Origin of the sequence: Ramlibacter sp. AN1133 (assembly GCF_037890035.1) — a bacterium.
GTDB lineage: Bacteria > Pseudomonadota > Gammaproteobacteria > Burkholderiales > Burkholderiaceae_C > Ramlibacter.
Map to the genome: position 1 here is coordinate 92,297 of NZ_JBBKTQ010000001.1, position 14,283 is coordinate 106,579.

Below are 14,283 nucleotides of genomic sequence, written 5' to 3' on the forward strand. Positions count from 1 at the left end.
TCCCTTACTTGGCGTACTTGCGGAACTCGGGCTTGCGCTTTTCCTTCAGGGCGTTCACGCCTTCGCGCGACTCCTCGGTGTCGTAGAACAGCTTGAGCGCGTACATGCCCATGCCGGCGATGCCGCTCTGGTGCGCGGTGTCCATGTTGAAGCTGCGCTTGGCGATCGCGATGGCGGTGGGGCTGCGTTCGCAGATCTCCTCGGCCCATTGCTGCACGGTCGCATCCAGTTCCGCGTGCGGCACGCAGACGTTCGCGAGGCCCATGGCCACGGCCTGCTCGCCCGTATAGCGGCGGTTCAGGTACCAGATCTCGCGCGCCTTCTTCTCGCCCACCACGCGGGCCAGGAAGGCGGTGCCGTAGCCCGGGTCCACCGAGCCCATCTTCGGGCCGACCTGGCCGAAGATCGCCTTGTCGGAGCAGATGGTCAGGTCGCAGATCGTGCACAGCACGTTGCCGCCGCCGATGGCGAAACCCTGCACGCGCGCGATCACCGGCTTGGGCACGTCGCGGATGGCGGTGTGCAGTTCCTCCATCGGCAGGCCGATGGTGCCGCGGCCGTCGTAGTTGCCGTCGTGCGCCGACTGGTCGCCGCCGGTGCAGAAGGCGCGGTCGCCGGCGCCGGCCAGCACGATGCAGCCCACATTCCTGTCGTAGCCCGCCTTGTTCAGCGCCTTGATGATCTCGTCGCAGGTCGTGCCGCGGAACGCGTTCATCTTCTCCGGGCGGTTGATCGTGATCCACGCCACGTTGTTGCGGACCTCGTACAGGATGTCTTCGAAGTTCATGTCGTCGTCTCCAGGAAAGGGGGAAGTGGCAGGCGTCAGCCGTTCATGGTCAGGCCGCCGGACACGCTGAGCACCTGGCCGGTGATGTAGCCGGCGTCGTCGCTGGCGAAGAACAGCACCGCGCCGGGCAGGTCGCCGGGCTGGCCGATGCGGCCGAGCGGAATCGAACGCGTGAAGGCCTCCATCAGCTTCTCGGGATTGCCCGCGCCTTCCTTGTATTCCGCGAACAGCGCGGTGTCGGTCGGGCCGGGGCAGACCACGTTGACGGTGATGCCCTGGCGGGCGTGCTCGCGCGCGATGGTCTTGGAGAAGGACACCAGCCCGCCCTTGCAGGCCGCGTAGACCGCCTCGCCCGACGAGCCGACGCGCGCGGCATCCGACGCGATGTTGACGATGCGGCCCTTCTTGCGGCTGGCCATGCCGGGCAGCACCGCGTGGTGCATGTGCAGCGCGCCAGTCAGGTTGATGGCGATCAGCTTGTCCCACTGCGCGGGCTCGGTCCTGGTGAAGGGCCTGAAGACATCCCAGCCGGCGTTGTTGACCAGCACGTCGATGGGGCCGAGGCGCGCCTCGCACTCGGCGACCGCGGCATCGACGCTGGCGCGGTCGGTGATGTCGCAGCGGAAGGCCTGGGCGCGCCCGCCCTCGTCGCGGATCGCGCCGGCGACCTTCTCGGCCGCGTCGGGGTCGAGGTCGAACACCGCGACCCGGGCGCCCTCGGCGGCGAAGCGCCGGCAGGTCGCGCCGCCGATTCCGCCGCCGCCGCCGGTGACGACCACGGTCCTGTCCTGGAAGCGTTGCATCATGATCCTTTCGATGGGTTGGGTCGCAGACCGCTTCCGCTGGTGGAGCGATCCGATATAGGTCAATATGTTGTCGTAAGTGTAGTTGCTCGCCCGCCCGGGTGCAAGTAAGATTTCGCTGCGGGAAAATCATGGTTAACCCTAGTCACAAGAGCACCAAAAGCAAGGCCGAGCCGGCAGACGCGAAGATGGAGCTGGCCAACCGGCTGTTCTTCCGCTTGTATCAATGTGCCAATATGTTGCATAAAACGGGCACGCGCGCCGTCGAGGCGGAGGGGCTCACCACGCAGCAGTGGGCGGTGCTCGGCGCCTTGTCGCGCGAGCAGGCCGCGGCCGGCATGAGCATGGGCGACCTGGCCAAGTACCTGATGGTCAGCCGGCAGAACCTGTCGGGCCTGATCGGCCGCATGGAGCGCGACGGCCACCTGGCGATCGCTCCGGACGGCCAGGACCGCCGCTCGCGCCTCGTCACGATGACGGACTCGGGCCGCCATCTCTGGCAGGTGCAGGCGCTGCCGAAGATCCGCGCCTACTACGGCGACATCCTGGGCGACTTCTCGGTGAACGACCTCGCGCACATGCTGCACTACCTGCTCAAGATGCTGGAGAACATGCAGCGCCTGGACCAGGCGTGGGTGGGCGCGGGCGAGGAGGACGGTTCCTAGGCGCGCGAAGGCTGCCGCACTGCGCGGAAACTGCGCCGCCACGCGAGCGGCGCGACGCCGAAAGCGCGGCGAAAGTGATGGCGCAGCGAGACGGTGGAGCCGAAGCCGGCCATCTCGCCGATGCGCTCGATCGGCTGGTCCGTCTCTTCCAGCAGGCGCTGCGACAACGCCAGCCGCTCCGACAGCAGCCACGACTGCACCGTGGTCCCCGTCAGCGCCTTGAAGTGACGGGTGAAAGTGCGCCGGCTCATCCTCGCTTCTGCCGCGAGGCTGTCCAGGCTGTGCGGCTCCCCGAGCCGCCTGCGCACGGAATCCATCAGGCGTGCCATGCGGGTGCCGCCCGCCGTCCGGGGCAGGGGCTGCTCGATGAACTGGGCCTGCCCGCCTTCGCGGTGGGGCGGGACGACCAGCCTGCGGGCGACGCGATTGGCCTCGGCCGCGCCGAGATGCTGGCGCACGAGATGCAGGCAGGCATCGAGTCCGGCCGCGGTGCCCGCGGAGGTCAGGACCCGGCCATCCTCCACGTACAGGACGTCGGCGTCGACCTGCACCGTCGGGAAACGCTGCGCCATGCCCGCGGCGTATTCCCAGTGCGTGGTCGCGCGCCGGCCATCCAGCAGGCCTGCCTGCGCGAGCACGTGCGCCCCGAGGCACAGGCCGACGATCCGCGCACCGCGTGCATGCGCCTCGCGCAGGGCCTTGAGCAGGCGCCCGGGCGCGGGCTCGTCGACGTCACGCCAGCTCGGGACGACGATCGCATCGGCTTTCCTCAGCACGGACAGGGGTGCGAGATCGGTCAGGCCGAAGCCCGCGCGGGTGCGCAGCGGCCCGGGCTCCGCCGCGCACACGACGACCTCGAACGCGCCGGAGTCGCCGAACACGACGCAGGGGACGGAGAGGTGGAAGGGATTGACGCGGTCGAACGCGACGACCGCGACGAGGAAGGGGACTGCGGGCGAGCGCATGGGGGACGGCGGAAGGTTGGCCCGATCTTATCGGTTTCCGTCTTCGGGCCAGTCGCCAGGATGGGAGACGGCGGGAACAATGCAGGCATCGCAACCGACCCACCCAAGGAGAACGCCATGGCCAGGCCCGGACTCGTCGTCATCGACGTGCAGAACGACTACTTCCCCGGCGGCGCCTACCCGCTCTGGAACCCCGAGCGGGCGCTGGCCGCGACGGAGCAGGCGATCCACGCCGCGCGCGCGAGGGGCCTGCCGGTCGTGTGCGTGCAGCACGTGGCCGGCGGACCGTCGCCGTTCTTCAACGCAGGCACGCATGGCGTGCAGATCCACGACCGCATCCGTGCAGCCGCGGGGGATGCACCGGTCGTCACCAAGGCCCATGCCGACGCCTTCCATGCCACCACCCTGCACGAAACGCTGCAAGGGCTGGGCGTCGACGAGCTCCTGGTCTGCGGCATGATGACCCAGAACTGCGTCACCCACACGGCCATCTCGCGCCGCGCCGACGACTACCGCAAGGTGACCGTTCTCGGCGATGCGTGCACCACCGTGAGCGAGATGCTGCACGCGATCGCGCTCAAGGCGCTGTCCACCCGCGTGGAGCTGGCCACGGTGGCCCAGGCGCTCTGAGCGCCGGATCAGCCGGCAGCCAGCGCGACCGCCTCGACTTCCACCTTGAGCCCGTGATGGAGCGCCCCGGTGGGCACGACCGCCCGGCTCGGACGGCTGGCTCCGGCCCACTGCGCATAGATGGCGTCGAACTCGGGCCAGTGCTCCAGCGTGTCGACGTAGACGCGCACCTGCACGAGCCGGTCGACGCCGCTGCCGCACGCCTGCAGGATGGCGGCCACGTTGGCAAGCACCTGCCGCGCCTGCTCGGCGAAGCTCGCATCGACGAGCCTCTTGCCGCTGGCGGTGATGGGCAGCTGGCCGGAGACGAACACGAAGCCGTTCGCCACCGTTGCATGCGAATAGTGGCCGCCCGGCGCGGCGTTTCCGCTGGGGTTGACGAATCTCACGGGGTCCATCGGCGCCCTCCTTACCAGCCGTAGAAGCGCGGCCAGGTTTCCACCTCGCCGCCGGGAACCATCGCGTGGTATTCGGGGAATTGCGCCGCCGTGGCACAGGCATGGTTCGGCAGGATGCGCAGGCGCGTGCCGACCGGAAAGCGCGCGGCGATCTCCCGGTCGACGCCTTCCGCCCGGCACAGGATGCCGTGCTCCTGGTTGGCACTGGCCAGGACGTAGCCGGCGATCGGCTCGCCGTCCTGCGTGCACGCCTGCCCGTAGCCGAAGTCGCGCTTCTGGCTGCCCGTGCCGCGGTCGCGGCTCATGGCCATCCAGCCCGCGTCCACGATGGCCCAGCCCTTTTCCTCCTGGTGGCCGATCACGGTGGTGAGCACCGACAGCGCGATGTCCTCCAGGCCGCACACCCCGACGTTGTGCATCACGAGGTCGAAGAACACATAGACCCCCGCGCGCACTTCCGTGACGCCCTCGAGGTGCTGCGCGGAGAGCGCCGTCGGCGTGGAGCCCACGCTCACCACGGGACAGGGCAGGCCTGCCTGCCGCAGCCGCTCGGCGGCGCGCACGGTGCCGCTGCGCTCCTGCTCCGCGACCCGGCGCAGGGCTGGCGGCTCGTCGCAGTCGTAGCTGGAGCCGGCATGCGCCATCACGCCGCCGAGGCGCATGCCGCCTTCGTGCAGCGCGCGCCCGACCGCCAGCAGCGCCTCCCCCTCGGGCGGAATGCCGGAGCGGTGGCCGTCCACGTCGATCTCGATCCAGGCCTCGAACGCTTCGCCATGCTCCCGGCCGAACTGCGCGATCGCCTGCGCGCCGGCCACGCTGTCGGTGATGACCTTCAGCTCGCAGCCGCGCCGGCGCAGCGCGAGCACCTGCGCGAGCTTGGACGGCACGATGCCCACCGCGTAAAGGATGTCCGTGATGCCGGCGGCGAAGAACTGCTCGGCCTCCTTCAGCGTGGACACCGTGATGCCCTGCGCACCCGCGGCAATCTGCGCCTGCACGACCGGCAGGCACTTGGAGGTCTTGACGTGGGGACGGAACTTCACGCCCAGCGCATCCATGCGGGCCTGCATGCGCTCGATGTTGTCCCGCATGCGCCGCGCGTCGACGAGGGCGGCGGGCGTGTCGAGGGCGGAGATGGCGTCGCTCATGGCTTGCTCCCGGGTGGCCTCATCTGTCCGTCATGGAAGCGCCCACCCCGGATGCGCCACCGCGGGCAGGGCCCCTGCGGGGCGCCCTGTCGATTCTATCGGCGTGCCTGCGATGCACCCCAACGATCGAGATTGCGTTTCGCGTATTCGACGGAGCCCATGCGATCGATTTCGTCGATGCCCATGGGCAGGGGGACGAAGCCGGACCAGCGAGGCACGTTCCCCGGCAGGACTTCTTCCCTGGTGCGATGGGTCAGGTAGTCCGCGAGGGAAGAGACCAGTTGCCGCGACTCGCAGGGAACGTGCGTGGGATAGCGGGCCAGCCCGCCGAAGATGTTCACCACCCTCGAGGCGTCGTCCAGGTAGGTCCTGGAGAACAGCAGGGAGGCCGAATTGAGCGTCTTGACCTGCACGCCCAGCGCCGTTTCCAGTTTCTCCTTCGGAGGCGGCGCCCGCTCGGGCGCGAGTTCGCAGGCAGGCTCCGCGAGGCCCATGAGTTCCCCCGTGATCTCGAACAGGTTCGCGCGCAGCGCGGTGCCGTCCCCCCGGGCAAGTCGTTCACGCCCGGATTGTCTCAGCGCCCGGAGGGCGTCGACTTCATCGGCCGCGCGATCAGGGGTTCGGGTTGCCGCTCATCTCCATCGGGCGCTGGTCCTGCAAGGAGTCGATGCCCATTCGTTCTCCTGGTCGAACGGGCTGACCTGGCTTACCTGGCTGGCTGGTTCGCGCCGGGCGCGGCCGAATCGGGCTGCGGCGCGGGCAGCCAGACCTCGACGACGCCTTTCGCCCCCACCAGCCCGCGCGCGAGCGGCCGCGCGACGATGCGTTCACCCTTTCGCGCGGGGGCCACACGTTCCAGTACGTCCTGCATGTGGGCCGCGCAACGCTGCTCGGCGTCGGTGTGGTAGATGGCGGTGGGCGCGGCCACGGGGCGCGGCGGCGTGCGGCCTTGCCGCTGCGCGGTGGCGACGACGTCCTCGATTCCGGGCACGCGCGCGCCTTCGGCGCGCAGCGCCGTCCTCCACGCCTCGGCTTCGCTGCGCTGCTCGGCGCCGTAGATCTGCAGGTAGACCAGCCTGTCGGAGCACGGGCCGGCGGCTTCGGGCACGGACGCCGGTGCGCGCACGGCCTTCGTTGCGCCAGTGGCGGCCGCCACCACGGCCGGCGCGGGCGCGGTTGCCAGCGGCGGGGCCGTGGCCGCGGTGGTGCCGGTCGTGGCAGGCGCCGGGGCCGGAGCCGGAGCCGGAGCCGGAGCCGGAGCCGGAGCCGGAGCCGGAGCCGGAGCCGGAGCCGGAGCCGTCGCCGGCGCCGTCGCCGGCGCAGTCGCCGCTGCGCTCACGGTCGCCTGCGGGAGCGTGCCCTCGCCCCTGGCCGCCTCCACGCGCCCGCGCGCCCACTGCGGATCGGTGTAGTCGACGGCCCAGTACACCGGCTGCCCGAGTCGCTCGCCGCCAGCCAGGCAGGCGCGGACCTTCGCGTCCTGCAGCAGGTTGCACGCCGGCGTCATCGCCGCATCGTCCCCGACTTCGGCACGACGCGCGCAGCGCGCCGCCACATCGAAGAACATGCCGGCGGTCTGCGTGTCCGCGGCGATCTCCCGGTCTCCGTCGCGGCAATAGCGACGCGCCAGCAGGGCGAACTTGGCCGTCAGCTCCGGCAGCGTGCCTTTCGCGTCACCCCCCGCGAGCCGCTCGTGCAGCACCGAGATGGCGCCGATTTCCGCCACGTAGGCGTCCTGCCGTGACCTGCGGGTTTCGGAGAACTTGTCCCAGATCTGGCTGCCAGTGGCCAGTGCCGCCGCCAGCGCGGTGAGGCTCAGGCCCGACTTCGCCAGGCTCGCCGCGCGCGGGAAACGGGCCGTGAAGGGCCGCTTGTCGCCGCCCTTGCCGGCATCTCCCCCCGCGGCGGCCGGCTCGCCCGGCTGCGACTCGGCGCGGACCACGCGCGACGCGAGCGCGCCAGCCAGCAGCTGCTGCAGCACGTCGCCGTCCACCTGCTGGCCCAGTTCGCGCCCGAGCCGGAAGTAGCTTTCCCACTGCGCCTCGCTGAAGAACTGGTCGGTGGTCGGCTCCTGCGGAAACGCCGGGTTGTCGCGCTTGAAGTTGATCAGGTCGAGCGGCAGGCTGCCGAACATGTTCGGCTTCACGTACAGCAGCCAGCCCGTGCTCGCGTCCGCGTACGTGATCCGCGCCGGGGCGATGCAGGTATCGCTGTCGGGATCGCCCAGCTGCTGGAGCGAGCCGAGGAAGCGCAGCGGGTCGGGCTCCGCCGGCGCTGCTTCGCCCTCCCCCATCGCGCGGGGCCGGATGTCCATGAACTCGATCTCGGCCTGCAGGTCGATGCGGGCCTTGCGCACCAGGTTCTCCAGGTCCTCGAACTCGTAGCGCGGGTCCGCGGCGGCATCGGCCACCACGATCAGCGGCACGCGTTCGCGCAGCAGCGTGTACGCCCCGGTATTCTCGAAGTGGCCGCCGTCGCTCAGGTACCAGAACGCATCATCGGTGCCGCCGAAGCGGGCGAAGGCCTCGCGCAGCAGCAGCTGGTACTTGAGCGGAGCGTACTTCGGCCCCGGCTTCTTCTCCCACCAGTAGCCGAGCCGCACGCCGGCCATGAACAGCAGCACGGCGAGGCCGCGCGAGGTCTGGCCGCCCAGGCCCGGCGCGAACGCGGCGCCCGAGATCGCCATCCACGCCGGCAGTTGCGCCGCGCCGAACGAGCTGTCGATGTCCCAGGGGTAGCCGTCCACCCGGTAGCGGCCGCCGGTCGTCACGGAGAGGTACTGGCCCTTGCGGTCCTGGTTGAACAGGCCGCCGAGGGGATCCCAGGTCTGGTTGACCGTGACGTTGAGGATGTGCACGGGACCGCCGCTGCGGTGCGGCGCGTACGCGTCGAGGGTGATGCCGTCGCCCGGGTCGACCTGGTAGACCGTGCGCCGGTTGGCGACTTCGGTCAGGTCCTGCACGCGCACGCGGGCGAGCGGGTCGCTGGCCCGCGCGGCTTCGGCCTTGCCCACGCGAAAGCGCTCGCCGTTGGCCGCGCCGAGGTAGCTGCGTGCGAGCCGCGCCCGGTAGAACATGTGCAGCGAGGAGAGATTGGCGAATTCCCGCTTCCCGGCCGTGACCACGATGTAGGCGAGCGGCAGCAGCAGCAGGATCGCCAGCACCCGCCGCGTGTCGCTCCACAGCAGGTCACCGACCGGAAAGGGCGCAAACAGGTTGATGACCGCCACCCGATACACGAGGGCGACCCAGAACACCGCGACCAGCAGGAACAGGAGCAGGCCGGCTCCCTCGGCGACCCGGAAGAGGATCCGCCCGCTCACCGCCGTCGCGGCGTTCTGCGTGGGCAGTTGCGCGGCGAGGCTGCGGGCCACGCCAAGGGCGATCGCCAGGACCACGGGCAGCACGTAGGTGTAGTGGCGCCGCTCGAACGCGACGAACCACGCCAGGCGGTCCACCAGTCCGAGCAACAGCAGGACCGCCACGCCGGCGACGCACCACGACAGCCATTTCGTCAGCACGTTGCGCTGCTCCGCAGAGCGGCCGGTATCGATGGTGGTGCGGGCGAAGGCGGCGAGGTAGTCGGTCCATGCGCCCTTGGCCGCCGGCGCGGGGTGTGGCTGGAGGTCGGGAGCCTCCTCCCGGCCGCCGGAGGCCTTCGGCCTGCGGCCGGCGGCGAGGGCGAGCAAGGGTGCAGGCGCGGCGAGCAGCGCCAGCAGGCAGGCCACGCCCGAGAACAGCCGCAGCGAGCCGTCGCGCTGCTCGCCCAGGAACTCCGGATGCGCCGCCACGAAGCCGGCCGCGCCGGCGAGCAGGAACAGCAACACGGCCACGAAGGCCTCGCGCCAGACCTGCCGCGGCTCCCGGCGGGCCGGGACCGACCAGTAGGCGGCCATCAGCGGCACGCAGGCGAGCAGCGGCACGACCGCCAGCAGCCACAGCGTGGAGAGCCCGGGGTGGAAGAGGAGTCCCAGTGTCGGCAGGCGCTCCGGGTGGTGGACGAACATGGTGTAGATCGCCTGCCACGCGAAGAGGTTGAACAAGCCGAGCGCGGCACCGAGCACCATGAGGAGCAGGCCGAGCTCCAAGTGCACCGCGAACATGTTGCGCAGGTAGGCGGTCAGCCCCGTCAGCAGGTCGCTGGTCCCGCGCGGCGTGAGGTAACGGCTGGTCGCGCGCAGCCACCACACGAACCACGTGTCGCCCATGTCGCCGAGGCGCTCCTCCACCTCGTGCGGGCCGGCCTGCGTCGCGGTGTACAACTTGCCCAGGGCTGCGCCGATGTACCCGCCGCCGGAGACGGTCGACAGCAGGTCGAAGCGATGGAACAGGCGCCTGCTCGCGAGGCCGCTTGCCAGGCCCAGGCAGAAGGTGGCGCTCCGGATGCCGCCGCCCGAGAAAGCCAGGCCCCAGGGAGCTTCTTCCGCGCGGCCGTCCTGTGCCGGCGGAGGCGGCCCGGCGCCGTCCGCGGGCCAGGCGGCGCGGCGTTCGCGCACCCAGGCGCGCAGTTGCGGATCGGCGTTCCACTCCCGTGCGGCGTCCTGCCTCATGGAGCCTCCCGTGTCGTGTCCGTGCGCCGGAGTTCTACAGAATGGCCTGGCGCTTGGCGCCGCCTCGGGAGAGTAGTAGATCGATGTCCACCGTCTCCGCGGTCAGCCGGGCCGATGCTCGCCGCGAGCGATCAGCCGGCCGGAATATCGAGGAACGGCCTGACCTCGATGTATCCCGCGGCGCGCGCGCAGGGTGTCTGGGCCACGAGCGCGATCACTTCCTCGATGGAGCCAGCCTCGATCACCGAGAAGCCCGCCAGCGGCAAGGCGTGCTGCGCGTACGGCTGCTGCGTCACGACCAGTTCGCGATTCCAGTTGCGCACCGTGCGGACCTCCGGGCGCACCGCGGCCATCAGGTTGCCACGTTCGCGGATCACGGCGTCCGCCGCGAGCACGTCCTCTTTCTCGGACTTGCTCAAGGCCTGCCAGCCCGCTTCGTCACCATAGGCCAGGCACAGGAATTTCATCGCATCCTCCGGCGGGCAGCGGTCGCGCTACTCCAGGCCGAGACGATCCTGAACGCGAGGGCGGTGCATCGACGGCCGCCCCCGTCGTCAGGCGGCCCTGGTCTTCATGGCCGCCTTCAGCGCCGCGCCGGGGACGAACTTCACGGTCGTGGAGGCGGCGATCGTGATGGCTGCGCCGGTCTGGGGATTGCGGCCCGAACGCTCGGCGCGTTCCGCCCTCTTGAAGCTCCCGAAGCCGGGAATCACCACCTCGCCGCCATTGGCGAGTTCCTGGGACACGATCTTGATGAGGGCGTCGAGGCTCCTGGACGCTGCGGCTTGGGACTGTTCAGTGGCGTCGGCCAGGGACTGCACGAGTTCGGACTTGTTCATCGTTGGGAGGGGAGACGGGAGCCAAGGAGGGCCGAGTGTAGGCCATTGAAGCAGCGGCGGGCGCCGCGCGTTGCTGCTGCGCTGGCGATCGTGGCCCAGCCTTGCCGATGGGCCCCCGGGCGCGGCCCGCGGCCTCAGCCCCTTCGCGCCGCCTCGATGGTGGCGATGTCGATCTTCGTCATCTCCATCATCGCCTGGAAGGCACGTTTGGCCGCCGCGCGATCGGGATCGGCGATCGCCTCCGTCAGCGCCCGTGGCGTGATCTGCCACGACAGGCCCCACCTGTCCTTGCACCAGCCGCACGCGCTTTCCTGGCCGCCGTTGCCGACGATCGCATTCCACAGGCGATCGGTTTCGGCCTGGTCCTCGGTCGCCACCTGGAACGAGAACGCCTCGGTATGCCTGAACACGGGCCCGCCGTTCAGGCCCAGGCAGGGGATGCCGATGACGGTGAACTCGACCGTCAAGACATCGCCCTCCTTGCCGGCGGGGTAGTCGCCCGGGGCGCGATGGACGGCCTGCACGGCGCTGTCGGGAAAGGTCTTCGCGTAGAACTGCGCGGCCTCGAGGGCGGTGCCGTCGTACCAGAGGCAGATGGTGTTCTTGCTGACCATGGGCGTTCTCCACTCGTCACGAGGACCGGAGGCTACCGACTTGCCTGTCCATTGTCATGGTCTGCAGTGCGGACGTGATCGCCGCGCTGTCGACACGGCAGGTTTCAGGCACACTCTCGCCCGATCCGCATTCCTCGTCCCCTGGAGACACCGATGCGACGGACGCTTCATGCACTCGTGATCGCCAGCGCCCTGGGCGCCCTTGCCGCGGCGGCGCAGCCAGCCGCCGAGTTGACCCTGACGCGGCTCGAATGCGGCAACGGCTTCAACGACCAGCGCCGCTTCAGCGACACCTTCGCGTACACCGAGCCGCGCGTGCCCTTCACGTTCAGCTGCTACCTGATCCGGCACGGCGACGACTACATGGTCTGGGACACGGGCTACCTGCCTGGTTCGAACCCGAACGCGCCGACCGTGACCCTGCTGGACCAGCTCGCGCAGCTGAAGGTGAGGCCCGAGCAGGTGAAGTTCGTCGGCATCAGCCATTTCCACGCCGACCACACCGGCCAGCTCGGCTCGCTGCCCAACGCCACGCTGCTGATCGGCGAGCGCGAGTGGGCCGCGCTCACAGCGCCCAAGCCCATGGCCGGCGCCAACGTCGCGGGCTTCACGCACTGGATCAGCGGCGGCGGCAAGCTCGAAACGCAGGCGGCGGACAAGGACGTCTTCGGCGACGGGACGGTCATCATCCTGCGCACGCCCGGCCACACCCCCGGCCACCAGGCCCTGCTGGTGCGCCTGAAGGAGAAAGGCCCCGTGCTCCTGAGCGGCGACGCGGCGCACTTCCACGAGAACTACCAGAACAACGGCGTGCCGAGCTTCAACTACGACCGCGCGGAGACGATCGCCTCGCTCGACCGCCTGAAGCAGATCGAGAAGAACCTGAAGGCGACCGTCATCATCCAGCACGACCCGCGCGACATCGGCAAGCTGCCGCCCTTCCCCGCCGCGGCGAGATAGGGCGAACCGCGAACGCACCGGCGCCGGTGCGTTCGCGCCCTCATCAGCCCAGCCAGCCCTTGATGCGCGCACCCAGCGCTTCGCGGCTGATGCCGTAGCGCTCGTGCAGCGTCGGCAGGGCGCCGGCGTCCAGGAAGGCATCCGGCAGGCCGGCCAACTGGAAGCCGGCCGGCTGCACGCGATGCCGCAGCAAGGCGCTGGCGACGCTCTCGCCCAGGCCGCCGACCACGGAGTGGTTCTCGGCCACCACCACCAGCCGATGGCGGTAGCGCACCGCCTCGATGATGGCCGCCTCGTCCAGCGGCTTGATCGTGGGGCAATGCAGCACCGCGACGCCGACCTTGTCCTGCGCCAGGTCCTGCGCCGCCTCCAGCGCGCGCATGGTCATGAAGCCGCTGGAGATCACGAGCACGTCCGCGCCGTCGCGCAGCAGCTTGGCCTTGCCCAGCTCGAAGCGGTAGTCGTATTCGTCCAGCACCAGCGGCACGTTGCCGCGCAGCAGGCGCATGTACACGGGGCCCTTGTGCGCGGCGATCTGCGGCACCGCCTGTTCGATGTCGAGGGCGTCGCAGGGATCCACGATCGTCATGCCGGGCACGCCGCGCATCATGGCGATGTCCTCGGTGGCCTGGTGGCTCGGACCGTAGCCGGTGGTCAGGCCCGGCAGGGCGCAGCAGATCTTCACGTCGAGGTTTTCCTCGGCGATCACCTGGTGGATGAAGTCGTAGGCGCGCCGCGTGCCGAACACCGCGTAGGTGGTGGCGAAGGGAACGAGTCCCTCCTTCGCCAGGCCACCCGCCGCGGCCATCAGCAGTTGCTCCGCCATCCCCATCTGGAAGAAGCGCCCGGGGTAGGCCTGCGCGAACAGGTGCAGGTCGGTGTACTTCGCCAGGTCCGCGGTCAGGCCCACGATCTCGGGCCGCGTGGCGGCGAGTTCGACCAGCGCCTTGCCGAACGGCGCGGCCTTCACGCGCTGCCCCTCGGCGGCGATGGAGGCGATCATCGCCGAGGTGGTCAGGCGGGGTTTCTTTTCGGCGACGGTGTTCATTGCAGGGCCTCCTCGGGCTGCGACTGGTCCAGGACTTCGATGGCTTGCTGCCACTCGGGCGGATCGACCCGGATGAAATGGTTCTTCTCGCGCTGCTCGAGGAAGGGCACGCCCTTGCCCATGAGCGTGTCGAACAGGATCACGCGCGGCTGGACCACCGTGGCGTTGCGGGCCGCGTCGAAGGCCCGCAGCACGGCGGCCAGGTCGTTGCCGTCGACGCGCTGCACGTGCCAGCCGAACGCGGCCCACTTGTCGGCCAGCGGCTCGAAGCCCAGGACCTTGCCCGAGGGGCCGTCGGCCTGCTGGTTGTTGATGTCCACCAGGCAGATCAGGTTGGCCAGGCCGTGGTGCGCGGCGCCCATGGCGGCCTCCCAGGTGGAGCCTTCGTCCAGTTCGCCGTCCGACATGGAGTTGTAGACGAACGCGGGGTTCTTCTTCTGCCGCAGGCCCAGCGCCATGCCGACCGCGATAGCCAGGCCGTGCCCCAGCGAGCCGCCAGAGATTTCCATGCCGGGCGTGTACGTGGCCATGCCGGACATGGGCAGGCGGCTGTCGTCGCTGCCGTAGGTCTCCAGTTCGCTCTCCGGCACGATGCCCGCTTCGATCAGCGCCGCGTAGAAGGCGATCGCGTAGTGGCCGTGCGAGAGCAGGAAGCGGTCGCGCCCTTCCCACTCGGGTTCGGCGGGCCGCAGGCGCAGCGCATGGCCGTAGGCGACCGCCAGCACGTCGGCGTAGCCGAGCGCCTGGCCGATGTAGCCCTGGCCCTGCACCTCGCCCATGCGCAGCGCGTAGCGGCGGATGCGGTACGCGCACTGCGCCAGCGCGGCGAGTGTCTCGGGGGATTCAGTCATGGGAGGTTCTCCTGAAGGGGAAAGGC

15 protein-coding genes are annotated in these 14,283 nt (G+C 70.2%); 3 read left to right on the plus strand and 12 right to left on the minus strand.

Features of this window, described 5'->3' with window-relative positions; translation table 11 throughout:
* Window positions 1–4 precede the first annotated feature (4 nt).
* Window positions 5–787, minus strand: coding sequence for a 2-ketocyclohexanecarboxyl-CoA hydrolase (badI, locus tag WG923_RS00445; RefSeq protein ID WP_340348944.1), 783 nt, complete (start codon window positions 785–787; stop codon window positions 5–7).
* A gap of 35 nt (window positions 788–822) precedes the next feature.
* Window positions 823–1,590 carry a 2-hydroxycyclohexanecarboxyl-CoA dehydrogenase gene (gene badH / locus WG923_RS00450; RefSeq protein WP_340349323.1) on the minus strand — a complete coding sequence of 256 codons (768 nt, stop codon included), beginning with the start codon at window positions 1,588–1,590 and terminating at the stop codon, window positions 823–825.
* A 131-nt stretch (window positions 1,591–1,721) separates the two neighbouring features.
* On the opposite strand from badH, the gene WG923_RS00455 reads away from it, so the two are divergent.
* A complete protein-coding gene (locus WG923_RS00455; RefSeq protein ID WP_445322879.1) occupies window positions 1,722–2,255 on the plus strand; it encodes a MarR family winged helix-turn-helix transcriptional regulator in 534 nt (177 codons plus the stop codon).
* Here WG923_RS00455 and WG923_RS00460 read toward each other — a convergent pair.
* Window positions 2,252–3,220: a helix-turn-helix domain-containing protein gene (locus WG923_RS00460; protein WP_340348946.1), complete on the minus strand. Its 969-nt coding sequence runs from the start codon at window positions 3,218–3,220 to the stop codon at window positions 2,252–2,254. The genes WG923_RS00455 and WG923_RS00460 overlap by 4 nt on opposite strands.
* Window positions 3,221–3,337: 117 nt before the next feature.
* Here WG923_RS00460 and WG923_RS00465 point away from each other — a divergent pair, with 117 nt between their 5' ends.
* Window positions 3,338–3,850 carry a cysteine hydrolase family protein gene (locus tag WG923_RS00465; RefSeq protein ID WP_340348947.1) on the plus strand — a complete coding sequence of 171 codons (513 nt, stop codon included), beginning with the start codon at window positions 3,338–3,340 and terminating at the stop codon, window positions 3,848–3,850.
* 8 nt (window positions 3,851–3,858) lie between these two features.
* Here WG923_RS00465 and WG923_RS00470 read toward each other — a convergent pair whose 3' ends face one another.
* The 7 genes from WG923_RS00470 to WG923_RS00500 all read right to left on the minus strand — a co-directional run bounded on the left by WG923_RS00470 (window position 3,859) and on the right by WG923_RS00500 (window position 11,398).
* A complete protein-coding gene (locus WG923_RS00470; RefSeq protein ID WP_340348948.1) occupies window positions 3,859–4,248 on the minus strand; it encodes a RidA family protein in 390 nt (129 codons plus the stop codon).
* 11 nt (window positions 4,249–4,259) lie between these two features.
* A complete protein-coding gene (locus tag WG923_RS00475) occupies window positions 4,260–5,396 on the minus strand; it encodes a DSD1 family PLP-dependent enzyme (protein WP_340348949.1) in 1,137 nt (378 codons plus the stop codon).
* Between the two features lie 95 nt (window positions 5,397–5,491).
* The gene (locus tag WG923_RS00480; RefSeq protein ID WP_340348950.1) at window positions 5,492–5,890 is read right to left on the minus strand and encodes a hypothetical protein; all 399 of its coding nucleotides are present in this window, start codon (window positions 5,888–5,890) and stop codon (window positions 5,492–5,494) included.
* Between the two features lie 212 nt (window positions 5,891–6,102).
* The gene (locus WG923_RS00485; RefSeq protein ID WP_340348951.1) at window positions 6,103–9,945 is read right to left on the minus strand and encodes a hypothetical protein; all 3,843 of its coding nucleotides are present in this window, start codon (window positions 9,943–9,945) and stop codon (window positions 6,103–6,105) included.
* A 131-nt stretch (window positions 9,946–10,076) separates the two neighbouring features.
* Window positions 10,077–10,412: a YciI family protein gene (locus WG923_RS00490; protein ID WP_340348952.1), complete on the minus strand. Its 336-nt coding sequence runs from the start codon at window positions 10,410–10,412 to the stop codon at window positions 10,077–10,079.
* An 87-nt stretch (window positions 10,413–10,499) separates the two neighbouring features.
* Window positions 10,500–10,784: an HU family DNA-binding protein gene (locus WG923_RS00495; RefSeq protein ID WP_340348953.1), complete on the minus strand. Its 285-nt coding sequence runs from the start codon at window positions 10,782–10,784 to the stop codon at window positions 10,500–10,502.
* A 134-nt stretch (window positions 10,785–10,918) separates the two neighbouring features.
* A complete protein-coding gene (locus tag WG923_RS00500) occupies window positions 10,919–11,398 on the minus strand; it encodes a VOC family protein (protein WP_340348954.1) in 480 nt (159 codons plus the stop codon).
* A 153-nt stretch (window positions 11,399–11,551) separates the two neighbouring features.
* Here WG923_RS00500 and WG923_RS00505 point away from each other — a divergent pair, with 153 nt between their 5' ends.
* Window positions 11,552–12,358 (plus strand): N-acyl homoserine lactonase family protein, encoded by an 807-nt coding sequence (locus WG923_RS00505; protein WP_340348955.1) that lies wholly within the window; start codon window positions 11,552–11,554, stop codon window positions 12,356–12,358.
* A gap of 43 nt (window positions 12,359–12,401) precedes the next feature.
* On the opposite strand, the gene WG923_RS00510 is transcribed toward WG923_RS00505, so the two are convergent.
* Together WG923_RS00510 and WG923_RS00515 are read right to left on the minus strand one after the other, a co-directional pair.
* Window positions 12,402–13,406, minus strand: a complete 1,005-nt coding sequence (locus WG923_RS00510) for a transketolase family protein (RefSeq protein WP_340348956.1) — start codon at window positions 13,404–13,406, stop codon at window positions 12,402–12,404.
* Window positions 13,403–14,257 carry a transketolase gene (locus tag WG923_RS00515; protein ID WP_340348957.1) on the minus strand — a complete coding sequence of 285 codons (855 nt, stop codon included), beginning with the start codon at window positions 14,255–14,257 and terminating at the stop codon, window positions 13,403–13,405. Before WG923_RS00515 ends, WG923_RS00510 begins: the two co-directional genes overlap by 4 nt.
* Between the last annotated feature and the right edge of the window lie 26 nt (window positions 14,258–14,283).